The sequence below is a fragment of the Vibrio sp. 10N.261.55.F4 genome (assembly GCF_041470465.1).
Lineage (GTDB): Bacteria > Pseudomonadota > Gammaproteobacteria > Enterobacterales > Vibrionaceae > Vibrio > Vibrio crassostreae_C.
On the sequence record NZ_JBFRMM010000036.1, the window covers coordinates 104,676 to 127,005 of the forward strand.

Genomic DNA, 22,330 nt, shown 5'->3' on the forward strand with positions numbered 1-22,330 from the left:
AAACTACAGTTTGAGACTGACTTGCTTTCTGAGCATTAGATTAAACTCATCGATGATCTGTCGGTGAGTTTCTTTTCTTGTAATTAGCCCAATTGAACGATATTGAATTGGTTTTACTATTGGGATAAATCTCAAGTTCTCATGAGCATGTAATGAAGCGATGGTTGAGGATAAAATAGCAGAACCTAAACCGCTATCGATCATACCAAGCAATGTTGAAGTGTGTGACGCACTAATTTCAGGATCATAGGTAAGACCTGCTCGCATAAATGCCTGGTCAGCAAGTGTTCTTAAACTATTTCCTGGACTGATACCAATAGAAGCATACTGATGAGCCTGCTTCCAGTTAACCTCACTCTCTGCACTCAAGTGATGAGCCTTATTACAGGTAAAGCATAAGTGATCACGAAACAGCAGTTCAAAATTTAGTTCCGAGTTATTAGGGGGAGTACCAATACCTATATCCGCACGTCCTTCTAGAACTGAATTATGGATATCATTAACTCGCTCCTCAATTAACCGAAACGAAAAAGATGGGTGCGTTCTTTTCAGCTCACTGATGGTTTTCGGAACCAATGAAGAACACATTGAATACAAAGACGAGATAACCAGCGTTCGATGGTAGCCTTGCTGACGAGCTTTATTTTCCAACTCCCACTTATCCAAACGGTTAACAATGAACAAAGCTTCTTGATAGAACGTACGACCAGTTTCAGTTAGCAGTATTTTTCGGCCTCTTTTCTCAATAAGTTCTGAGGCAGTTTGTACCGCAAGTTTTTGCATCATTTGGCTCAATGCAGATTGCGTAATGTGTATTTGTTCAGCCGCGGCTGTAAAACTTTTAGTTTCAGCAAGAGTAATAAACGCTTTAAGTTGTCGATAACTCACATCCATAAGACTGACACCACCTTAAGTATTTTCTTTGCACAAAGTTATCGATTACGAAACATCAATAAGAAGACTCACAATATAAGATTCACACAAAGCGATAGAGTCAGTTCAGCGTCATGGGTTGCTACAATGTGTGTGGCTTCTCATTAAAAATCATATCAAGCAGAAAGTTTTACAACCGTTCTGTGCCCTTCCAATTTAGAGTGCGAAGTGACTAAGGAGTTGGACTTTACTGATGCTTATGGTTGTTCAGTGTTCCATGAGATGTGAGGTGCGTTAACAGTTTAGCGTTAGATAGGAAATTATTGCGGGTTTAGATTTGAAAGTTAAATTAACCGTGAAGCATATATGTTATCCAAACTAGGCTCTAACAACTCAGAGCCCAATAAAGACGATTACAAATTGAGTTTTGGTTTGAAAGTTGAAATTTAGTCACCAAAGAAACTAAATGTAAGAATGCAAAATAGCTACTCTCGAGGGATAATTAGTGGCTGTCACTATTAAGAGACAAACCTGTTGTCTGTCACTCTTAAACCCACTGACCTGCTGCAAAGCCAGAACTCCAACACCATTGGAAATTATAGCCGCCTAACCAACCGGTTACGTCCATCACTTCACCAATGAAATAGAGGCCAGACACGCTCTTACATTCCATGGTTTTTGAAGATAGGTGATTGGTGTCCACGCCACCTAGAGTTACTTCGGCAGTACGGTAACCTTCGGTGCCGTTTGGCGCGATTTTCCAGTTTTCTAGATGCTCTACGATGTCATTCAGCTGTTTTTCATTGAACTGCTTGAGCGGCTTGTCTTCCAGCTCTTTGCGGTCAATCAACACTTCAACAAAACGCTTCGGCAGTGCTTTCGCCAAGGTGTTTTTCAGGCTCTGATTTGGGTGTTTCTCTCGAGAGTTTTCAAGTAGTTCAGCAACGTCCACTTCTGGTACTAGATTAATCGAAACCGATTGACCCGCTTTCCAGAACGAAGAGATTTGCAGTACAGAAGGACCAGATAGACCGCGGTGCGTAAACAGCAACGCTTCTTTGAATAAGGTGCCGTCTTGCGCGGTGATCTCGGCAGGAATCGCGATTCCTGAAAGCTCAGCAAAGGCTTCTTTGTCTTCTTTATGCAGAGTAAATGGCACCAAACCCGCAGTAGTCGGCATCACAGACAAACCAAACTGCTCGGCAATCTTATAGCCAAATGGCGTCGCGCCTAGTTTCGGCATCGATAAACCGCCCGTCGCCACAACCAGTGAGTCACACTCAACTTCGTCGGTATTAAGGTGCATCTTAAAGCCAGCGTCTGTTTTTTCGATGGAGTGAACATCACAACGGTAGCGCTGTTCAACTTTCGCTTGCTTACACTCTTCAAGCAACATGCTCACGATGTCTTTTGCAGTGTGGTCATTCACACAGAACAATTGGCCGTGGTCACGCTCTTCGAACTCAATACCGTACTTGCTCACCATCGAGATAAAATCCCAGTTGGTGTATTGAGATAAGGCTGACTTCACGAAGTGAGGGTTGTTACATAGGAAGTTGTTGGCTGAAACATCATAGTTAGTGAAGTTACAACGGCCGCCACCTGAGATTAAAATTTTTCTGCCTGGTTTCTTTGCATGATCAACCACCAGCACTCGTCGGCCACGTTTACCCGCTTCCGCAGCACACATTAAGCCCGCGGCGCCCGCACCAATTACGATTACATCAAACTTTTCACTCATTGGGGTTCTGCTTTCTTCACTTTTGCACCTCGAGTACGCCCTGTTCTCGAAATGCCATCAATAAAAAAGGATGTGCATAAACAGCACATCCTTACTAATTGCTCGCTATTCTAGCGGCAATTTTAAACTTTGCAATTGATGTTCAATTGTACAATTTGCAGACAGCAGCAAAACCACTACTTGGCTTAGCGAACCAACAACCGAAGCTTTACACCAAAACCTAAACTCTACTTCACACGTACTAAATAACTTAGACGATGAAAGAAGACAGCAACGTTACACCCAGCAGAGCGGAAGAAAGTATAAACAACTGTCTTACGCGATCACACTTCGACATAAACACTTCGTCGTGATGATGGTGGTACTCTTTGCTTTTGATGTAACTAAACAAGCGAACCTGCTTGGTCATATTGCCATGAGTTGTGAAGAATCCACCTCCGTCTACTTGTTGATAAAGTAGAGGATGTGCTTCTCGCATTATATAAATGAGTGTTCTTAGCGCAGTAAAATATCGCGCCCAGTTCACGCAAGTCACAACCATTAGTGCAAATAGAATAGTGTCGCCGCTGATCATCCTTTCCTCCCTACATCTTCATAAGAAAACTCAAAAGAAAAAGATAATCAGTGTCTTTCCCGTACTACCTAAACGGCAGGAGCTTCCATAATTGAAGATGAACCATCTTTTGCCAATTGCGCTAGGTCTTTATCAATAAAGAACAGTGCTTTACCGTCTTCACCAACAAGCTCTAGCTTATCCAATACACCTTTAAACAACTTCTCTTCTTCGTGTTGCTCTGCAACGTACCATTGCAGGAAGTTAAAGGTTGAGTAATCTTGTGTGCTGAAAGCAACGTGAGCCAGTTTGTTGATCTTTTGAGTAATCATTTGCTCATGTTCATAAGTTTCACGGAACACAGCACCAAGGCTATCAAATTCATGTTTTGGCGCTTCAATCGCACCTAGAATTGGCATTGCACCGGTTTCACTTACGTAAGTGAAAAGACGCTGCATATGTTCCATTTCTTCTACTGCATGAACACGCAGAAACTCTGCTGCACCTTCAAATCCTTTGTCTTCACACCAAGCACTCATTTGTAAGTATAGATTGGATGAGAAAAATTCTAGGTTAATTTGATCATTCAGTTGCTCAACCATAGTTTTTGACAGCATTTAAGACTCCTAATTACATCCTCAATTTTCTCTACTATATCACTATTTAATGAATATCTCGCAGGCCATTAGTTAACCAATATTTCGAGCTGTCATTACGCAAGACAGTGGATATGAGATCACTTCAGCAAAAAAAGCCATCGCATAGTGCTAATCTTAAATCAGACAATGAATAAAGGAGGTAGCGATATGAGTTACAAACATATTTTGGTCGCGGTCGATTTATCAGAAGACAGCAAATTAATTGTGGATAAAGCGGTAGCATTGGCTAAGCCATTGGAAGCCAAAGTCTCTTTTATCCATATCGATATTAACTACGCAGAGCTGTATACCGGCCTGATTGATATCAACATGGCCGAAACCCAGCACAACGCGATGGAAGCGTCTCGTATTCAGCTGCAAAATTTTGCGGAGCACGCCCAATACCCGATCACCCATACCCTAGTAGGCAGTGGTGATTTGAGTCATGAGCTGTGTGACACCATCAACGAGTTCAATGTTGATCTCGTGGTTTGCGGTCACCATCAAGACTTTTGGAGCAAGCTGCTCTCTTCAACACGCCAACTGATCAACGCCTCTCCGGTTGATATGCTGGTCGTGCCTCTAAGAGATTCAGAAGACTAATGATTTAAGGTTAGGTAACATACAGCTCATATCTTATTAACGAAGTTTTACTATGAGCTATTTAGCTGGTGTTACCCTCCTATGGGCCTTCTCCTTTAGCCTGATCGGCGTTTACCTTGCTGGTCAGGTTGATGCTTGGTTCTCTGTACTGATGCGTGTTGCCCTTGCCGGTATCGTGTTTCTTCCTTTCCTTAAGTTCCGTGGCGTCTCGCGTAAGCTGATCGCTAAATTGATGGCCATTGGTGGCATCCAGCTTGGCTTAATGTACTGCTTCTACTATCAGTCTTTCTTGCTGCTATCCGTTCCTGAAGTCCTTTTGTTTACCGTTTTTACCCCAATTTACGTCACGCTTATTTATGACTTCCTCAAAGGGCAATTCTCTCCGTGGTACCTAGTGACAGCGGCAATTGCGGTATTGGGCGCGGTATTCATTAAGTTCGCAGGTATTAACGAAAACTTTTTAGTCGGCTTCCTCGTCGTGCAAGGCGCGAACCTGTGCTTTGCTATTGGTCAGGTGGGCTACAAGGTGGTGATGGAGAAGGAATCGACCGAGTTGCCTCAGCGAACCGTATTTGGTTACTTCTACTTAGGGGCGCTATGTGTCGCGTCAGTGGCTTTCATGCTACTAGGCAACCCAGAGAAACTGCCCACCACCACACTTCAATGGGGAATCCTGATCTACCTTGGCTTGATTGCGTCGGGGCTGGGTTACTTTATGTGGAATAAAGGCGCGTGCATGGTGAATGCTGGCGCGCTGGCAGTGATGAACAATGCCTTGGTTCCTGCTGGTCTGGTGGTGAATATCCTGATTTGGAACAGAGATGTCGATTTGGTTCGCTTGTCTATTGGTGGCGCCGTTATCTTATTCTCTTTATTCGTCAATGAGACGTGGGTGAAGAAGCGCGTAGCAAGATCCGCAAGCAACGCTTAGCTGATTTGAACGAGCTACATGAGTCAGCTCGGATAACCCCAAAAAGCAAAAGAGCGACCTAAGGTCGCTCTTTTTAAATCATCGCTGTAGCAATAAACCATTCAAATCAACTTCAGTGGATTTGATTGTGGCTCACTACCTGAGTCTTGCTTTCAGTGAAGGCAACATCATCAAGTTGTAGGTTGATTCGTTCCAATTCACTTTCCAGCTTCTGACTTTTCTTAAACAGCTTTTGCTGCTTCTTAATCATCTTCGCCAGTTTCTTATTGTACTTCTCTTGTTTCTTAGCCGCTTTCTTCGCTTGTTTGAGTTCAGCTTTCTCATCACCGCTCGCCTTCGCCATCAGTTTTTTCAGCTTGGCTTTTTTCTGTTCGGCTTCTTTTTTGGCAAGCTCAGGGGCCATATCAGCGGCGGCTGGATCGAACATTTGTACGCTCGGTTCAATTGCCTCGTTGATTTCCGCAAGCGACAGTTCTGGTGCAGGTAATGTTTCCGCTAGCAGGCCGCATGCGACTTTCTCTTCAACGGGTTTGTTTTGACAACCAAGAGGTGGAATTGCGGTGGGTTTGCATAGATTCGCTTGATCCGCCGAAGAACGCGCGCAAGAACGACACACGAACTTAGGTTCAGTCACTAAGCTGTGGATCTCGCCCAAGTGTTCGGTAATATCTCGACGGTTTAACTTACAAAAGCGTTTAGCCATGCTTCAACTCCAGCTAAGAATAATAATGATTCTTAGTTAGATATACATCCGTAACGCGACTATCGCAAGTGTTAAATGGCAATTTATCGTATTTATGACGGGAAATTTTCTTAGCGTGTATCTAAGTTATTGATGCTTCAATTAAGTCATTGATGCTTTCACATAGACGTCAAAACGGTTCTTTTTGGTTTCAATCGCCATGCTCGGTTTTTGTTCGTCTAACCAAGCAGCGTAATCCGGTCTTTTAACCACAACTCGCTTCGATGCCAATTTCATCGCCGGCTCAAATAGACCATCAGCATCCAGATCGGCACCCACCAAAGATTGGAATACGCGCATCTCTTTTTTAACCAGAGCCGATTTCTTTTTGTTCTCAGGGTGCGGGTACATTGGATCAAGATACACCACATCTGGCTGCTCGAAGTTAGGATCATTACTAAGCTTATCTAGCGCATCATGGCTTGAAGCGTGAATCAACTTCATACGCTCGCTTACCCAACCGCCGATGTCTGGGTCTTGCTGGGCACGTTGTAAGCCATCATCCAGCAAAGCTGCTACTACAGGGTGACGCTCTACCATTTGCACCTTGCAACCTAGAGAAGCCAATACAAACGCATCGCGACCTAAGCCTGCAGTACCATCAAGAATGGTTGGCGTAGCCCCTTTGTTTAAACCTGCCGCCTTGGCGATCGCCTGACCTTTGCCACCACCAAACTTACGTCTGTGACCAACCGCACCGCCCACTAAATCAACAAAGATAGCTCCTAACTTGGGCTCGTCCACTTTGCGTAACTCAAGACGCTCATCAGTCAGCACCAAGGCAAATTCGCTGTTTTCATCATGAGATAAATTCCAACGGGTCGCCAAGTCATTCAAATGATCGATTTGGGTAGCATCTTCGCAAATCAGTTGTAGTTGCAAGGTCGTCTCCAACAGACAGTAGTATTCAAAACAAAAGAGGCAACCAGTTTACCTGATTGCCTCAACAATACATATTAGCGGTGAAAAGTATTCCCAGCTAAAGTCGGCTTACCTAAACCAATGGCTCTGTCTCTCGCTCTTGTCTTAACTCTTCAACAAGCTCTGCGAGTGGCTTAGGTCGCCCTATGATGTAGCCCTGCGCGTAGTTCACACCCAGTTCGATAAGCTTGTCGATAATCTGGGTATTTTCAACGAACTCAGCCACGGTGTGCTTGCCCATCTGCTTGGCAAGATCATTGATCGAGCGAACCATCACATGGTCCATCTCATTCACATCAATATCACGTACAAACAAGCCATCGATCTTCACAATATCGACAGGCAGCTTTTTCAGATAGCCAAATGACGATAGCCCTGAGCCAAAATCATCCAATGCAATCATGCAGCCAAGCTCTTTGATTCGAGTGAAGAACTTGATCGCCTGCTTCATGTTACTCATGGCCGCTGTTTCGGTGATCTCTAAACAAATCTTATGACACGGTATCGATGAATCGCTCAGGCTATCTATCAAAAATTCGACAAACTCACGGTTACCCATCGAGTGACCGGAAAGATTGATTGAACACATCCCCAGTTCCTCAATAACCTCAGGGCGTTGCTCCAACCAACCCAAGGTTTGACTGACGACTTGGCGGTCAATCAAATGCGCGATGTTATAACGCTCTGAGGCTGGCATGAAGATCCCCGGGGAGATGTATTCCCCTTGGATGTTCTTGATGCGGACCAAGATTTCAAAGTGCATTTTATCGCTGTCTTCATCTAGGCCAAGAATTCGCTGCGCAAACAACTCTAAGCGATCGTTAGCCAAGGCCTCATGCACTAGGTTAACGCACTCCATCTCAAGATGGCGACGACGCAGGTCTTCATCATCTTGATGGTAAAGATGATAGCGATTGCGACCTTCTTCTTTAGCGGCATGACAAGCTGCATCCGCCTGAGCGTGCACCATCTGTGGTGAAGCTGCTGTATGGTCGATCAATCGAATACCGATAGAGCACGTCAGGTTGAGTCGAATATCATCCCACAAGAATGGATTCTCACTCATCATCGAGATAATACTGCGACACACATTCACCGCATCTCGTTCAGTACAGTCTTTCATCAGCACAGCAAACTCATCACCACCCATTCGCGCTAACACCGCATTGTAAGGCAGTACGTCTTCTAGCAGTTTGGCGCTAAACAAGATCGCAGCATCACCCGCTTCATGTCCTGCGGTATCGTTCAGCACTTTCAGCTGATCCAAATCTAGGAACAACATTGCGTGAGTTCGCATGTGGCTCTCAACCTCTTTCAGCGCCTTTTGCAGCTCTTGCTCAAAGTGGTTGCGGTTAAAGGTGTCAGTCAGTAGGTCATAGCGAGCCTGATACTCTAGCTTTTCAGAAAGCTCGTGCGTTTCGGTGATGTCTTCACCCACAATCAACAGCTGATCAGACTCCACCAACGGGCGGATATTTTCACGAATCCAGCTCTTGCTGCCGTCGGCATGGCGATATTCGATATCACGACGCCACACACCACGAATCTTATGCTGAGGTTGCAGCAAGATATGACGAGGAATCATCGCGTTCTCATCAACATAGAATTCTCTAGGGCGATGGCCCAACAACTGATCGAGAGGGTATCCCAAAAGCTCTTCGGCAAACTGGTTCACTTGTTGAATGCGATTATTGCCATCGAGCGTAATCATCATCACCGGCTGTTTGTCGTAATACAGCTTCAAGTTTGCTTCACGTTGGAACAGCTTATTCTCAGCAAGCTTACGTGAGGTCACGTCGCGCGCCTCAAAGAGAAACTGAATGTCTTCGTCTTCACTGCCCGGCATCGGCTTCAATGAAATATCCAACACCATCGCACCGCGATCTCGACACCACACCTCGGCTTCAAATCGTAAGGCTGGGTGCTCACTTTTTGCGATGAAATATTCGGCTAGCACTTCTCGCGCAGAACTTTCCCAATGTTGGTGTTGTTGCAGCGGCGTTCCCAGTTTATAGCCTTGATTATAAAGCAGCTCATGTAACTTGCTGTTACTCGACAGCAGCACGCCACCCTTATCAATGATGCCCATAAATTGCAGGCTCTGATCAAATATCGACTCCAACAGTCGTTGGCTTTGGCGACTTGCACGTTCGCTCTTCTTCAGACGGTTAAGGTAATACACCAACACCGCGATAACACACGACATGCTCAAGAACATTAAACCGATGGTGCGAATTTCATCGCGATAGCGCATTAAGAATGACTTCGGCTTATTGAGGAAGGTTACTGAGGCTTCATTCTCTGCACCCAAATCCCAACGTGAGATCTGTTGGTAATCGAGTTTGATTTCTGGCGCGCCAGCAACCACCAATGGCAATGGAGCCTTAGGATTGTTCAGCACGCTCAACAGCACGCGCCCCGTGTCTCGACCTTGCGTTTCTCCACTGTGGATCACGCCACCAATCGCACCAAACCCAAGTCCTAAATCATGCACAATATACAATGGCATCTGAGTTTTTTTGTTGAGCTGACGCCAGTCTTCTTTGCTGCTGACCCGACCATTGATGTCGCGGTAGTAGGCCCAGAACAACAAGCTTTTAGTTAGATCAGCGCGTTGCGCGAACGTCATCAGTTCTTGATAAGAATCAGGCGTATATTGCTCCACCATCCCAGAAAACTCAGGGCGTTTTTGTAGAAATAAATCCACTTGAGCGCGAATAGCTTCACCCGTTACCGAGTGATCGGTAACCACGTAAACTTTTTTAACCGTCGATTGAAGTCGATTGATCAGCTCAATATTGCTCGCCATATCAATATCTTCAGTGATACCGGTTGCGCGCAAGCCTTCAATCATTTGCGGAGAAAAATTGTTGATGCCACCAAAAATAACGGGTGTGCCATTGAGTTCGGGCGCTAAGCGTTTCATCAGATTGAGGGCGTTATTATCACTGACGACTACAGCGGCAAACTCTTCATGCGACAGCTTAGTGCGGTATAGCTGATAAATTCGCTCTAAGTATTCAGCGTTTTGAGTTCGCTTGGTATCGAGATAAACAACCCGGTAAGATAACCCATCGCGATCGAGCTCATCAGATAGTCCTTTATGGAAATCATCTGTCCAGAAAAAGCCTTGATGATAAGAGTGAATAACCAACACATCTTTTGCCTGAGCTGAAGCAAAAACACTCCAACACATCACAATAAAAAATAACGAAAATCGCACTGAATTCACCCTAACCCTATAGTTACTGCTAATATTATCACCCTTGGCTATGATGTGTACTCAAGCCGGTATGTTTTTCATTCAACCTAAGGATTATGCATGTCCACAACCACAGCTCGTCTAGATGATCTAGACCGTGCCATTCTCAAAACCTTGATGGAAGATGCACGAACTCCTTACGCTGAAATGGCAAAGCAGTTCGATGTCAGCCCTGCGACGATTCACGTTCGCATCGAAAAGATGAGATCGGCAGACATTATCGAGCGAACGGAAGTTGTGGTAAACACCAAAAAACTGGGTTACGACGTGTGTTGCTTTATTGGCATCAACCTTAATGCTGCCAAAGATTACCACTCGGCGATCGCTAAGCTGAATGCCTTAGACGAAGTGGTTGAGGCGTACTACACCACTGGTGCTTACAATATCTTTGTAAAGCTGATGTGTAAGTCGATAGAAGAGCTGCAGTTTGTATTGATCGATAAGCTGCAAGCGATCGATGAAGTTCAGTCGACAGAGACACTGATTTCATTGCAGAACCCTATCAACCGCAATGTGAATCCATAACATTGATTCGCCTTGCTTGGCATAACGCACAGACAAAAAAAGAGCCTCTAACTAGAGGCTCTTTTCGCAATAAACTAGATAGTTACCGTGATTATGCGTTGATTCCCGCGTGGCGCAGCATTGCGTCGATTTGTGGCTCACGACCACGGAAGCGTTTGAACAGCTCCATTGGCTCTTCACTGCCACCCATTTCAAGGATGTTGTTCAGGAAGCGATTACCCGTTTCAGTGTTGAAGATACCCTCTTCTTCAAATGCTGAGAACGCATCTGCCGATAGCACTTCTGCCCACAGGTAGCTGTAGTAGCCCGCGCTGTAACCACCAGCAAAGATGTGACCAAAGCTGTGTGAGAAACGGTTCCAATCTAGGCTTGGCAGTACCGACACCTTAGACTTAACATCCGCTAGCGTTTCTAGTACGCGAGCACCCACTTCAGGGTCGTATTCTGTGTGTAGCGTGAAATCGAACAAACCAAGCTCTAGCTGACGCAGGATAAACATCGCAGATTGGAAGTTCTTCGCCGCTAGCATCTTCTCTAGCATCTCTTTTGGTAGCGCTTCACCCGTTTCGAAGTGACCAGAGATGAACGACAGCGCTTCTTCTTCCCAACACCAGTTTTCTAGGAACTGACTTGGTAGCTCAACCGCATCCCAAGGCACACCATTGATACCCGCAACTGCGCCCGCTTCTACTTGCGTTAGCATGTGGTGGATACCGTGGCCAAACTCGTGGAACAAGGTCACCACTTCATCGTGAGTAAACAGTGCTGGCTTATCACCAACTGGCTTATTGAAGTTACACGTTAGGTAAGCAACCGGGGTCTGTAGCTCGCCAGATTCGGTAATGCGACGACCACGACAGTCATCCATCCAAGCGCCACCACGTTTGTGTTCACGTGCGTATAGATCTAGGTAGAAGCTACCACGCAGTGTTCCAGTCGCATCAAAGATATCAAAGAAACGCACTGACTCATGCCAAGTGTCTACGCCTTGACGCTCTGTTACCGACATACCAAACACGCGGTTCAGTACCTCAAACAGACCTGAAACCACATTAGATTCTGGGAAGTAAGGACGAAGCTCTTCATCAGAGATCTCGAACAGTTTCTGTTTTTGTTTCTCACTGTAGTAAGCGATGTCCCACAGGTTTAGCTCAGAGACACCAAATTCTTTCTCAGCAAACTGGCGTAGCTCTTCAACTTCTCGCTCACCTTGCGGTTTGGCTTTTACTGCTAGGTCGTTTAGGAAGCCAAGCACTTGGTCTGGCGTTTCTGCCATCTTAGTCGACAGTGATTTTTCGCTGTAAGTACTGAAACCAAGCATGCGCGCGATCTCGTGGCGCAGCTTAAGTTGCTCGGTGATGATCTCAGTGTTGTCCCACTTACCTGCGTTTGGACCGCGATCTGAAGCGCGCGTTACGTACGCTTCATAAAGCTCTTTACGCAGTTCTTGGTTATCACAGTAGGTCATCACAGGTAGGTATGATGGGATATCTAAAGTCAGTAGGTAGCCTTCTTGCTCTTTAGACTCAGCCGCCGCTTGAGCTGCCGCCAGTGCTGATTCAGGCATACCTGCCAGCTCAGCTACGTCTGTGATCTGCTTGCTCCAACCCATGGTTGCATCAAGCACGTTATTTGAGAATTGAGAGCCTAACTCAGACTGGCGCTTGCTGATCTCGCCGTAACGATGCTGTTCATCTGCAGGTAAGCCAATGCCCGACAATTCAAAGTCGCGCAGTGCGTCGGTAATAGTTTTTTGTTGAGCTCGGTTCAGTGCAGAGAATGCTTCACTCGCCTTGATCGCTTTATACGCTTCGAACAAGCCTTTGTGTTGGCCAACCCAAGTGCCGTATTCAGATAGCACAGGTAAGCAGCTCTCATACGCTTCACGCAGTTCGTCACTGTTCACGACAGAGTTCATATGGCTTACAGGTGACCAAATGCGACCTAAACGATCATCCACTTCTTCAATTGGAGCAACTAGGTTGTCCCAGCTTGGTGAAGTATTACCTTCAAGTACTTGTTCTATCTTGTTGCGACACGCTTCAATCACTTGCTCAACTGCAGGCTTTACGTGCTCTGGCTTGATCTGTGAAAACGGAGGTAAGTCCGTGAAGGTTAATAGCGGATTAGACATATAAACATTCCTTTGGCTTTAGAGACTTTCGTCTTTTTTGTAATGAGGTCGTCTTACAGTCATCAGGCTAAAGTTCGCCCTAAAAAATCACCTGCGAATAGTTATTAAATAGTGCCCAACAAGGCAAATTTCAATAGTAGAACCAATAACTAACTGCATATTGCTAGCGACTGTTCCTGAATTGTTCGAGAATTTATGGTCCATTGAGGGTTATAATAGTCTGATTAACCCCACCTACACTAACCACACTCTAATTCGAGAGTGTTACGAGAGTTTAATTTGTTAAGTTATCGCCACAGCTTCCACGCAGGTAACCATGCCGACGTAGTAAAGCATATCGTACAGAGCCTTATTCTTAATTCTTTGAAACAAAAGGATAAGCCTTTTGTTTATCATGACACTCACTCTGGTGTAGGTCGTTACGACTTAACGCATGAATGGTCTGAAAAAACCGGTGAATACAAGCAAGGTATTGCTCGTGTGTGGGAGCAAACAGACCTTCCTGAAGACATTCAAAGCTACCTTGAGTCTATTTCCATTCTCAATAATGGCGAGAAACTGCGTTACTACCCGGGTTCTCCACGTGTTGCACGTGCACACCTGCGTGACCAAGACCGCATGGTACTGACTGAGCTTCACCCAGCCGATCACCCGCTGCTTGAGCAAGAGTTCCACCGTGATCGTCAGGTATCTATCTACAAAGAAGATGGTTTTAAGCGCTTAAAGGGCAGCCTGCCACCAAAAGAACGTCGTGGTTTAGTACTGATCGACCCGCCTTACGAGCTGGCAAAAGAGTACCGTGATGTCGTGACTGCAATCGCTCAAAGCCACAAGCGCTGGGCAACCGGTATCTACGCAATTTGGTACCCGGTAGTAAATCGCTGTGATATCGAAGATATGATCGAAGGTCTCGAAGGCTTAGGCATCAACAAGATTCTACAAATCGAACTTGGCGTATCACCAGACACCAACGAGCGTGGCATGACGGCATCAGGCATGATCGTGATTAACCCGCCTTGGAAGCTAGAAAGCCAAATGAAAGAGATTCTTCCATTCTTGAAGGAAGCAATTGCGCCGGCGACCGGTCACTTCAAAGTAGAGTGGATCGTACCCGAGTAATCTCGAACTTAACGTCATGCTCTGACAAATATTAAGCAGATTGTGACGTACACGAATAAATTTTAAACAGGGAGATTGAGTTCAACCGATCTGCCCTCAATATAATAATTATACAATTTAAGAATCTATAGGACGTAGGTGTTCAGTGCGCTCACTGTACCCACAGCCTTCAATAAATGGAGAAAGTAATGGCGACTCATTTTGATTACATCTGTATCGGCGGCGGTTCAGGCGGCATCGCATCAGCAAACCGCGCAGCAATGCACGGTGCAAAGGTTGCACTTATCGAAGCTCAAGACCTTGGTGGTACTTGTGTAAACGTTGGTTGTGTTCCTAAAAAGGTAATGTGGCACGGCGCTCAAGTTGCTGAAGCGATCAACCTATACTCTGAAGATTACGGCTTCGACGTTGACGTAAAAGGCTTCAACTGGAGCAAATTAATAGAAAACCGCCAAGCGTACATTGGTCGTATCCACCAATCTTACGACCGCGTACTAGGTAACAACAAAGTAAACGTAATCAAAGGCTTTGCTAAGTTCGTTGATGAAAAGACAGTTGAAGTTAACGGTGAACACTACACCGCTGATCACATCCTTATCGCAGTAGGTGGTCGTCCAACCATTCCAAACATCCCTGGCGCAGAGCACGGTATCGACTCAAATGGCTTCTTCGACCTAATGGAGCAACCAAAACGCGTTGCGGTTATCGGTGCTGGCTACATCGCAGTTGAGATCGCAGGTGTACTAAGCGCACTAGGCACAGAAACACACTTGTTCTGTCGTAAAGAATCTCCACTACGTAGCTTCGATCCAATGATCATCGAAACGCTAGTAGAAGTAATGGAAGCAGAAGGTCCAACACTTCACACGCACTCAGTGCCTAAAGAAGTTGTGAAAGAAGCGGATGGCACACTGACTCTACACCTAGAGAACGGCAACACTCAAAACGTTGACCACCTAATCTGGGCTATCGGTCGCCACCCAGCAACTGACGCTATCAACCTAGCATCAACTGGCGTTGCAACTAACGACCGTGGCTACATCAAAGTAGACGAGTTCCAAGCAACTAACGTTCCTGGCATCTACTGTGTTGGCGACATCATGGAAGGCGGTATCGAGCTAACTCCTGTAGCGGTTAAAGCAGGTCGTCAGCTTTCTGAGCGTCTATTCAACGGTCAAACTAACGCGAAAATGGACTACAAGCTAGTGCCTACTGTTGTATTCAGCCACCCACCTATCGGCACGATTGGTCTAACGACTCAAGAAGCTGAAGAGAAGTACGGCAAAGACAACATCAAGGTTTACACATCTGGCTTCACTGCGATGTACACAGCAGTAACCAAGCACCGTCAACCTTGTAAGATGAAGCTAGTATGTGCTGGCGAAGAAGAGACTGTCGTTGGCCTACACGGCATCGGTTTCACGGTTGATGAGATGATTCAAGGCTTCGGCGTTGCAATGAAGATGGGCGCAACCAAAGCAGACTTCGACTCTGTTGTGGCGATTCACCCAACGGGCAGCGAAGAGTTTGTTACGATGAGATAATCAACGTCTTAGTTGAGCTCTCTTTAGAAGCAGGCCTTGTGCCTGCTTTTTTTATGCCCGCTTTGAACCTTGGTTCTCGATTCGACGTAACACAAATATCCACCTATCTAGATCAGCAATGGAGTTTGTGATGAATCTACTAATCGAATCATTTGAAGGCGGGATTTACTTGGCTTACCAAATCGTTGGCGAGCAAAAGCAATTAATTAAAGATGACCACCAGCATCCTATGAAGTTTTTGAGTGTAAACCAAGCACGCGATCATTTTAGTGACCAAGGCGTAGCATCAGCAATGCTGGTTCATAACAGCGCCTACGACGAGATGTGCGGTGAGCATTGTGGTAGCACACAGCCTTTCGAGATTGATTTGAAGTGGAGTTAAATCAACCTCAAATCAATCGCGATAAAAATTGAAAGGCTTGCATCAATGCAAGCCTTTCTTATGGGAGTCACTTTCACTTTTAATCACCTAGATTAGCGCGATGTCCGTTTAAGTCTTCGTTTAATGTTCTGCTCTTTCACTACAAAGTCGAATAGCGGAGCGAACAGGTTGGCGAACAAGATAGCCAGCATAATGCCCTCTGGGTAGGCTGGATTAAGCACTCGGATGCCGACCGTCATCACGCCGATCAAAATCCCATAGGCCCATTTACTCTGATTGGTAAACGCGGCAGATACTGGGTCTGTCGCCATGAAGAAGGTACCAAACGCTACACCACCCAACACAAAGTGCCAGTAAAACGGCATAGAAAACATCGAGTTAGTATCCGACCCTATCCAGTTCAGTAAACTCGAGGTCGCCACAAGCCCAACAATCACACCGGCGACAATGCGCCAAGACGCTATCTTCATCACAATCAAAATCAACCCCGTCAGCATGATAAGCAGTGACGACACCTCACCCATCGAACCTGGAATATTACCGATAAAGGCATCCATCCAGGTGATCGCCTCGCCAGTCATATTATTGATTAGTGACGGGCTGCCCCCCTCATACCATTGGCTCAGTGGGGTCGCGCCTGAATAGCCGTCAGCAGCAACCCATACCAACCCACCGGACATGTTGGCGGGATAGGCAAAGTAAAGGAACGCGCGTCCTGCAAGGGCTGGGTTAAGGAAATTTCGCCCTGTGCCGCCGAATAACTCTTTGGCGACAACAATACCAAAGGTGATACCTAACGCGGCTTGCCAAAGCGGGATGGTTGGCGGGAGGATGAGTGCAAACAGCACAGAGCTAACAAAAAAACCTTCATTAACTTCGTGCTTACGAACGACAGCAAACAGTACCTCCCAGACGCCACCTACTACAAACACCGTGGCATAAACGGGTAGGAAATAGAGTGCACCAAGCAACATCTGACTTGCCCAGCCACTTGCCATCAATGACTGCGCATCACCAAATGCCCACGACAGACGCCAGCTACTCTCGATAACCGAGGCAAGTTCATTTAATTGATAACTGGATGTGAGTGCGAGAACGCTTTGGTGTCCGACGTTATACATTCCCCAGAACATTGCCGGGAAGGTCGCCAACCACACCAAAATCATAATGCGCTTTAGGTCAATGCTGTCACGAACATGGGTTATGCCGCGGTTTACGTTTCCGGGTGTATAGAATATTGTCGCGAAAGCTTCATACACTGGGTAGAGCTTTTCGTACTTACCACCGGCTTCAAAGCGTGGAGCCACGTCTTCTAATCGTTTTTTTAAACTCATAATCTCAATCACCTTATTGCTTGAGTTATGGTTTTCTACGCATCAGCCGCGCTATTTGAACAATTTTTAACGATTTTTAATCAAATTCGTCTTGAAGAACGAGTGTCTAAAAGTCGAACCGATGTCGAAAAAGAGAGGCGTATAAACAACAAAGCCCCAGCAATGGCTGAGGCTTATTTGGTTTGGTAACGGTCGTCGTTACTTAACGCACATCACATTAAGCAATGAAGAACCTTTCAACTGGTTGACGTTACCGTTGGTAAACAGACCTTTCTTATCTGCGCCCCAATAAGGGAGATGCATTGGCCAGTTCTGTTTTTCCATAACCTTTGAGCTCAAGATGCTTTGCCATTGCTTCTCACTCATCAGCTTCATGTTGACCTGATTACACACCAATTCAGCGCTATCGTAATCTAGGCGGCTCCAAGGCTTACCTTGCTCCATATAGAACTGCTGCTGATGGTCTAGAAGGTAAGGAATCGCATATTGGCTACCCGCAACATTGGCTGTCACACGGATTTCGATTTCCAAATCGTTGTCTGAATTCGCGTTACCGCTTGGTAGCGTCTGAATTGCTGCAGCGCTCGCTACCGCCGCCACTTGCTTAGTAGCCACAGGTTTCGGTGCAGGCTTAGCTTCTACTTTTGCAGGAGCCTTGTGCGTCACCGCTTTTGGCTCTGCTGGTTTTGCCACAATAGGCTGTGATGAGGTTTTCGACTTATCGACCATACGAATAAAGGCTTCACCGTAACCAGAAACCTTACGCACCTGAGCTAGGTCTTTTCTCGCATCAGAGAAGGTAGAATAAGGTCCGATTAAGCAACGGTAGTCTCCGCCTTCCGGCTTCATCCAAACGTTGGTCGAGATCTTCTCATACAGAGGCTTTGCTCGGCTCAGTGACAAAGGCTTGTTCAGCAGGCCACATTGAACCCAAAACAGTTCGTTATCTGAATGACGTTTTGGTGCTTTACTGCCCCACACGCCCTTACCGATCGGACATGATTGCTCTAGCTGTGGTAATTGATTGGTGCTTGCCTGAGTAGCATCACATAGAACCGATTCTGCACTAACTTGGCTCGATACCAAAAGGGATGCAGCGATAAGCCCCATACGATAATTTCTCATCACAGCACGACATACAGCATTCATTGTCAATTTCATAACCACCACTTAAACCCTTACGGGTTAATTATTACCGAATCAATGTCGATAAAACATGAATTCCATTTTAAGTATTATTGACAGTATCAATGATACTAAGTTCCAGATCCATTAAGCAAAAAAAGAGCCGTAATTGCTTACGGCTCTTAGTTTAGTGACTTTTTTTTCTAAAAATCAAACCGCGCTATCACCCTTTATAAATTTTAGGGTTAAACACGTCACGTAACCAGTCGCCTAGTAGGTTAATAACTAGAACTAATGTTACCAAAAGCACACCTGGGAATGCCGTGATCCACCATGCTCCTGAGAAAATGTAGTTAAAACCAGTACTGATCAGGGCACCGAGTGACGGTTGGTCTACCGGAAGGCCTAAACCTAGGAAAGAAAGTGCCGCTTCTGACATGATGGCATTTGCCACCTGTACCGTAGAGATAACCAAAATTGGCGATAAACAGTTAGGCAGAATATGGCGGAACATGATGCGAGGCGCTCTAAAGCCCATCACACGTGCCGCTTCTACGTACTCTTTCTTCTTCTCTGCCAATACCGATGCACGAATCGTTCGAGCGTACTGCGGCCATTCGGCAATACCGATGATCACCACCAGCATAACAACGGCATATTGCGCGTAGAAGTCACTACCGAAACTCGCCTTAAAGATGGCCGAGACAATGATCGCAACCATCATGGTTGAGAACGAAAGCTGAACATCGGCAAAACGCATCAGGAAGCTATCAATACGACCACCGAAGTAACCTGCAGACAAGCCAATGATGATACCGAGAGTCAGCTGAAGACCTACCGCTAGGAAACCGATCGTCAATGACAGACGCGAGCCGTAAAGCATCGTAGATAAGATGTCACGACCCTGCTCATCGGTACCCAATAGGAAACGCTCTTCGCCATCTTCCATCCAAGACGGTGGTAGCTCAGAGTCCATGATGTCGATAGACGTCACGTCATACGGGTCTGTTGGCGCTAAAATCGGTGCCGCGAGTGCCATCACCAAGAAAGCAGTGAAAACAGCAAAGCTGAACATTGCCACTTTGTCACGTAAGAAGTAGTACAGAATATCTGACTGCTTAAATCGCTCCCAACGAGATGGAGCTGTTGTAGTTTGTTCCATGATTATGCTCCTTTCCCTGTGATGTTCACTGTTGGGTTAATGATGCCGTATAGCAGGTCAACAATGGTGTTAGTTACTACGAAGATCAGGCCAACGAAGATAACGTATGCGGTAATCAGTGGTGTATCCACTCGGTTAATCGCTTCAAGGAATAGGAAGCCGGTACCCGGCCACTGGAATACAGTTTCAGTCAGAATGGTGTATGCCACCATCGTACCGATTTGAACACCACCTACCGTTAGTACAGGTAGCATTGTGTTCTTCAAAGCGTGTTGGTAGTAAATCTTGTTCAGCGCGAGGCCTTTTGCTTTACCAAACTTGATGTATTCAGAGCTAAGAACCTCGAGCATTTCAGAACGTACTAGACGAATGAATAGCGGCAGCATGATAGATGCCAGAGCAATACTCGGCAGCACTAAGTGCGCAAGACCATCGAGCGTTAAGAAGCCAGACTCCCAACCAAACCAGTTTGCGGTATCACCACGTCCGAATGACGGCAGCCAACCGAGTTCAATAGAGAACACATACATCAGCATGATTGCGGTTAAGAAAACAGGTACCGAGATACCGATACTACTGCCCGCCATCACCAGTTTGGTGAAGAAGCTTTTTGGGTGTATTGCAGAATAAACGCCGAGTGGAATCGACAGACAAACGATGATCAAAGAAGCGCCAAACACAAGTTCAAGCGTCGCGACCAATTTGTCTAAGATTACGTCCACAGCAGGGCGTTTAAAGAAATATGAAGTACCAAGATCACCTTGTAGAGCTGCGCCCACAAAGCGAGTGTATTTTGTAATGAAGGGATCATTTAAGCCGAGTTCATCACGCAGCGCTTGACGCTCCGATTCTGAAACAGATTGACCGACTAACTCACGCAACGGGTCGCCCAGGTTATCCTGAATGGCAAACGCCACCAAACTGATCACAAACATCACTATCAGTGCCTGAAACAGGCGCTTGACCAGAAACGTAACCATTCCTTGCCCCTTATCTATCCATGACTATCTAGTCGAAATCCGCGACTAGATAACAAAATTCAGTCTTAAAAAAGGTATTTAGCCAGACTGAAGGAAGACCAAATACCGAAACTTAAATCTATTTCTTAATAATTTGAGAGCCTGAAAAGCTTCAGGCTCTCGATTCTAGCAAGCTAGATTATTTTACAACTAGGTCGCCGAAGTAAGGCATAACCATTGGGTTTACTACGTCTGCTGCACCTACATTAGACTTCGCGCCCCACGCTTCACTTTGCCAGTGTAGCGGTACGAATGCTGCGTCGTTGTAAAGTGTTGCTTCAACGCCTTTCAGCATTTCAGAACGCTTAACTGGGTCAGTTTCAGTGTTAGAAGCTTCTACGATCGCATCCATTTCTGGGTTTGAGTAACCAGAACAGTTGTATTGACCACGGCCAGTTTCTTCGTTACGAGTCATAGTTAGGAACTCGTTGAAGTTAGCTGAATCTTCTGTATCTGAGTGCCAGCCGATCATCATCATATCTGCTGAACATAGGTCAAACTCAGGCCAGTACTGTGCTTTAGGCATAGTCTTAAGATCAACTTTGATACCAATCTTAGATAGCATTGCCGCAGACGCTTGCGCTACTTTCGCATCGTTCACGTAACGGTTGTTTGGTGCCATCATAGTTAGCGTAAAGCCATCTTCGTAGCCCGCTTCTTTCATCAGCTCTTTCGCTTTTTTCAGATCGTAACGAGGAACTAGGTCTTCGTTGTGACCCGCGTAGCCTGTTGGGCTTTGCTGACCAGCGGCTGTTGCGAAGCCTTTCATGATCTTCTTAACGATACCTTCGTTGTTGATTGCGTGAACAATCGCCTGACGAACGCGAACATCTTTAAGAGCTTCGTTGCTGTTTTGGTTCATTTGGAACGTGATAATACGAGTACCAGGTAGCGTTACTAGATCGATGTTCTTAGCGTTTTTAACACGCTTGTGATCGTTTGGTGCTACTGGGTGAATCATATCTACGTCACCAGAAAGAAGTGCTGCAACACGTGTTGCGTCTTCTTTGATTGGCACAAGTGTTAGCTTGTCTACGTTGCCTTCAGTTTCTGTGTCCCAGTAATCGTTGAAACGCTCGAACGTTACTTTAACGCCTTGCTCACGTTGAGTTACGATGAATGGGCCAGTACCTGAAACGTTAGTCGAAGCAAACGAGTTACCGTGCTTAACTAGCTCAGACTTGTCTTTACCTTCCGCTGTTTGGCCAGAGTAGAACTTGCTGTCCATTGGGAAGATGTAAGTTGCTGTTTGTAGTACTAGTGGGTAAGCCGCTTTTGATACTAGCTCAACTGTGTAGTCATCCACTTTTACCATTTTTTCGTATGGCGTGAAGATAGACTTAAAGTCTGGAGAAGCTTGTAGACGTTCAAAAGTCCACACAACATCATCAGCAGTCAGTTCGTTACCAGAGTGGAATTTCACACCTTTACGTAGGTTGAAGCGGAAAGTCGTTTCATCAACACGCTCCCAGCTAGATGCTAGGCGGCCTTCAAAATCCATCTCTTGAGTGAAACGTACTAGAGGGTCAAACACCATGTGAGACATTTGCAGTGTGCCACCAGACAGCTGCTCGTGCGGGTCAAGTGATACTGGGTCAGCTGCGTAGCCAACGGTAATATCTGCTGCTGCTGCACTAAAGCTTAGGCCAGCTGCCATTAAAGCTACTGCTAATTTGCTTTTCATGGTTTTCATTGCATAACTCCTTCATGCGGGAATCCAGA

At 45.9% G+C, this 22,330-nt stretch carries 19 protein-coding genes; 6 read left to right on the forward strand and 13 right to left on the reverse strand.

Features of this window, described 5'->3' with window-relative positions:
• Nucleotides 1-3: 3 nt before the first annotated feature.
• The 4 genes from AB4249_RS17190 to ftnA all read right to left on the reverse strand — a co-directional run bounded on the left by AB4249_RS17190 (nt 4) and on the right by ftnA (nt 3,784).
• Nucleotides 4-894, reverse strand: a complete 891-nt coding sequence (locus AB4249_RS17190; RefSeq protein ID WP_017079352.1) for a LysR family transcriptional regulator — start codon at nt 892-894, stop codon at nt 4-6.
• A gap of 526 nt (nt 895-1,420) precedes the next feature.
• Nucleotides 1,421-2,614 carry an NAD(P)/FAD-dependent oxidoreductase gene (locus AB4249_RS17195; protein WP_065682015.1) on the reverse strand — a complete coding sequence of 398 codons (1,194 nt, stop codon included), beginning with the start codon at nt 2,612-2,614 and terminating at the stop codon, nt 1,421-1,423.
• Nucleotides 2,615-2,864: 250 nt separating this feature from the next.
• Nucleotides 2,865-3,188, reverse strand: coding sequence for a universal stress protein UspB (gene uspB / locus AB4249_RS17200; protein WP_004735557.1), 324 nt, complete (start codon nt 3,186-3,188; stop codon nt 2,865-2,867).
• A gap of 68 nt (nt 3,189-3,256) precedes the next feature.
• On the reverse strand, nt 3,257-3,784 hold the full coding sequence (gene ftnA, locus AB4249_RS17205) for a non-heme ferritin (protein ID WP_004735556.1): 528 nt from the start codon (nt 3,782-3,784) through the stop codon (nt 3,257-3,259).
• A 189-nt stretch (nt 3,785-3,973) separates the two neighbouring features.
• Between ftnA and uspA the strand changes: the two genes are divergently transcribed.
• Nucleotides 3,974-4,408, forward strand: coding sequence for a universal stress protein UspA (uspA, locus tag AB4249_RS17210; protein ID WP_017060149.1), 435 nt, complete (start codon nt 3,974-3,976; stop codon nt 4,406-4,408).
• Nucleotides 4,409-4,460: 52 nt separating this feature from the next.
• Nucleotides 4,461-5,339, forward strand: a complete 879-nt coding sequence (locus tag AB4249_RS17215; RefSeq protein WP_372101188.1) for a carboxylate/amino acid/amine transporter — start codon at nt 4,461-4,463, stop codon at nt 5,337-5,339.
• A gap of 112 nt (nt 5,340-5,451) precedes the next feature.
• Here AB4249_RS17215 and AB4249_RS17220 read toward each other — a convergent pair whose 3' ends face one another.
• The 3 genes from AB4249_RS17220 to AB4249_RS17230 all read right to left on the reverse strand — a co-directional run bounded on the left by AB4249_RS17220 (nt 5,452) and on the right by AB4249_RS17230 (nt 10,198).
• Complete coding sequence (locus AB4249_RS17220) at nt 5,452-6,042, reverse strand: hypothetical protein (RefSeq protein ID WP_372101186.1); 591 nt, start codon at nt 6,040-6,042, stop codon at nt 5,452-5,454.
• A 141-nt stretch (nt 6,043-6,183) separates the two neighbouring features.
• Nucleotides 6,184-6,963: a class I SAM-dependent methyltransferase gene (locus AB4249_RS17225; protein ID WP_372101184.1), complete on the reverse strand. Its 780-nt coding sequence runs from the start codon at nt 6,961-6,963 to the stop codon at nt 6,184-6,186.
• Between the two features lie 112 nt (nt 6,964-7,075).
• Nucleotides 7,076-10,198 carry an EAL domain-containing protein gene (locus tag AB4249_RS17230; RefSeq protein ID WP_372104141.1) on the reverse strand — a complete coding sequence of 1,041 codons (3,123 nt, stop codon included), beginning with the start codon at nt 10,196-10,198 and terminating at the stop codon, nt 7,076-7,078.
• Nucleotides 10,199-10,324: 126 nt separating this feature from the next.
• On the opposite strand from AB4249_RS17230, the gene asnC reads away from it, so the two are divergent.
• Nucleotides 10,325-10,789, forward strand: coding sequence for a transcriptional regulator AsnC (asnC, locus tag AB4249_RS17235; RefSeq protein WP_008218581.1), 465 nt, complete (start codon nt 10,325-10,327; stop codon nt 10,787-10,789).
• Nucleotides 10,790-10,880: 91 nt separating this feature from the next.
• On the opposite strand, the gene prlC is transcribed toward asnC, so the two are convergent.
• Entirely contained in the window at nt 10,881-12,923 is a 2,043-nt protein-coding gene (gene prlC / locus AB4249_RS17240) for an oligopeptidase A (protein ID WP_017071475.1), read from the reverse strand.
• A gap of 279 nt (nt 12,924-13,202) precedes the next feature.
• Between prlC and AB4249_RS17245 the strand changes: the two genes are divergently transcribed.
• The 3 genes from AB4249_RS17245 (at nt 13,203) to AB4249_RS17255 (ending at nt 15,968) form a co-directional block, all read left to right on the forward strand.
• Nucleotides 13,203-14,042, forward strand: a complete 840-nt coding sequence (locus AB4249_RS17245; protein ID WP_017060143.1) for a 23S rRNA (adenine(2030)-N(6))-methyltransferase RlmJ — start codon at nt 13,203-13,205, stop codon at nt 14,040-14,042.
• A 188-nt stretch (nt 14,043-14,230) separates the two neighbouring features.
• Complete coding sequence (gene gorA / locus AB4249_RS17250; protein WP_372104127.1) at nt 14,231-15,586, forward strand: glutathione-disulfide reductase; 1,356 nt, start codon at nt 14,231-14,233, stop codon at nt 15,584-15,586.
• 130 nt (nt 15,587-15,716) lie between these two features.
• Nucleotides 15,717-15,968 (forward strand): DUF6482 family protein, encoded by a 252-nt coding sequence (locus AB4249_RS17255; RefSeq protein WP_102332574.1) that lies wholly within the window; start codon nt 15,717-15,719, stop codon nt 15,966-15,968.
• Between the two features lie 92 nt (nt 15,969-16,060).
• On the opposite strand, the gene AB4249_RS17260 is transcribed toward AB4249_RS17255, so the two are convergent.
• The 5 genes from AB4249_RS17260 to AB4249_RS17280 all read right to left on the reverse strand — a co-directional run bounded on the left by AB4249_RS17260 (nt 16,061) and on the right by AB4249_RS17280 (nt 22,301).
• Nucleotides 16,061-17,302 (reverse strand): NADH:ubiquinone reductase (Na(+)-transporting) subunit B, encoded by a 1,242-nt coding sequence (locus AB4249_RS17260; protein ID WP_372104130.1) that lies wholly within the window; start codon nt 17,300-17,302, stop codon nt 16,061-16,063.
• Between the two features lie 198 nt (nt 17,303-17,500).
• Nucleotides 17,501-18,463 (reverse strand): SPOR domain-containing protein, encoded by a 963-nt coding sequence (locus tag AB4249_RS17265; RefSeq protein WP_372104133.1) that lies wholly within the window; start codon nt 18,461-18,463, stop codon nt 17,501-17,503.
• A 187-nt stretch (nt 18,464-18,650) separates the two neighbouring features.
• Nucleotides 18,651-19,589: an ABC transporter permease gene (locus AB4249_RS17270; protein ID WP_372104136.1), complete on the reverse strand. Its 939-nt coding sequence runs from the start codon at nt 19,587-19,589 to the stop codon at nt 18,651-18,653.
• Nucleotides 19,590-19,591: 2 nt separating this feature from the next.
• The gene (locus AB4249_RS17275; RefSeq protein ID WP_048612413.1) at nt 19,592-20,569 is read right to left on the reverse strand and encodes an ABC transporter permease; all 978 of its coding nucleotides are present in this window, start codon (nt 20,567-20,569) and stop codon (nt 19,592-19,594) included.
• 178 nt (nt 20,570-20,747) lie between these two features.
• Nucleotides 20,748-22,301, reverse strand: a complete 1,554-nt coding sequence (locus tag AB4249_RS17280; RefSeq protein ID WP_017631993.1) for an ABC transporter substrate-binding protein — start codon at nt 22,299-22,301, stop codon at nt 20,748-20,750.
• Nucleotides 22,302-22,330 lie beyond the last annotated feature (29 nt).

Excerpts from the sequence above, each read along its gene's own strand:
- AB4249_RS17190 (WP_017079352.1), bottom strand. The coding sequence starts at position 894 with ATGGATGTGAGTTATCGACAACTTAAAGCGTTTATTACTCTTGCTGAA.
- AB4249_RS17195 (WP_065682015.1), bottom strand. The coding sequence starts at position 2,614 with ATGAGTGAAAAGTTTGATGTAATCGTAATTGGTGCGGGCGCCGCGGGC.
- uspB (WP_004735557.1), bottom strand. The coding sequence starts at position 3,188 with ATGATCAGCGGCGACACTATTCTATTTGCACTAATGGTTGTGACTTGC.
- ftnA (WP_004735556.1), bottom strand. The coding sequence starts at position 3,784 with ATGCTGTCAAAAACTATGGTTGAGCAACTGAATGATCAAATTAACCTA.
- uspA (WP_017060149.1), top strand. The coding sequence starts at position 3,974 with ATGAGTTACAAACATATTTTGGTCGCGGTCGATTTATCAGAAGACAGC.
- AB4249_RS17215 (WP_372101188.1), top strand. The coding sequence starts at position 4,461 with ATGAGCTATTTAGCTGGTGTTACCCTCCTATGGGCCTTCTCCTTTAGC.
- AB4249_RS17220 (WP_372101186.1), bottom strand. The coding sequence starts at position 6,042 with ATGGCTAAACGCTTTTGTAAGTTAAACCGTCGAGATATTACCGAACAC.
- AB4249_RS17230 (WP_372104141.1), bottom strand. The coding sequence starts at position 10,198 with ATGTGTTGGAGTGTTTTTGCTTCAGCTCAGGCAAAAGATGTGTTGGTT.
- asnC (WP_008218581.1), top strand. The coding sequence starts at position 10,325 with ATGTCCACAACCACAGCTCGTCTAGATGATCTAGACCGTGCCATTCTC.
- prlC (WP_017071475.1), bottom strand. The coding sequence starts at position 12,923 with ATGTCTAATCCGCTATTAACCTTCACGGACTTACCTCCGTTTTCACAG.
- gorA (WP_372104127.1), top strand. The coding sequence starts at position 14,231 with ATGGCGACTCATTTTGATTACATCTGTATCGGCGGCGGTTCAGGCGGC.
- AB4249_RS17255 (WP_102332574.1), top strand. The coding sequence starts at position 15,717 with ATGAATCTACTAATCGAATCATTTGAAGGCGGGATTTACTTGGCTTAC.
- AB4249_RS17260 (WP_372104130.1), bottom strand. The coding sequence starts at position 17,302 with ATGAGTTTAAAAAAACGATTAGAAGACGTGGCTCCACGCTTTGAAGCC.
- AB4249_RS17265 (WP_372104133.1), bottom strand. The coding sequence starts at position 18,463 with ATGAAATTGACAATGAATGCTGTATGTCGTGCTGTGATGAGAAATTAT.
- AB4249_RS17270 (WP_372104136.1), bottom strand. The coding sequence starts at position 19,589 with ATGGAACAAACTACAACAGCTCCATCTCGTTGGGAGCGATTTAAGCAG.
- AB4249_RS17275 (WP_048612413.1), bottom strand. The coding sequence starts at position 20,569 with ATGGTTACGTTTCTGGTCAAGCGCCTGTTTCAGGCACTGATAGTGATG.
- AB4249_RS17280 (WP_017631993.1), bottom strand. The coding sequence starts at position 22,301 with ATGAAAACCATGAAAAGCAAATTAGCAGTAGCTTTAATGGCAGCTGGC.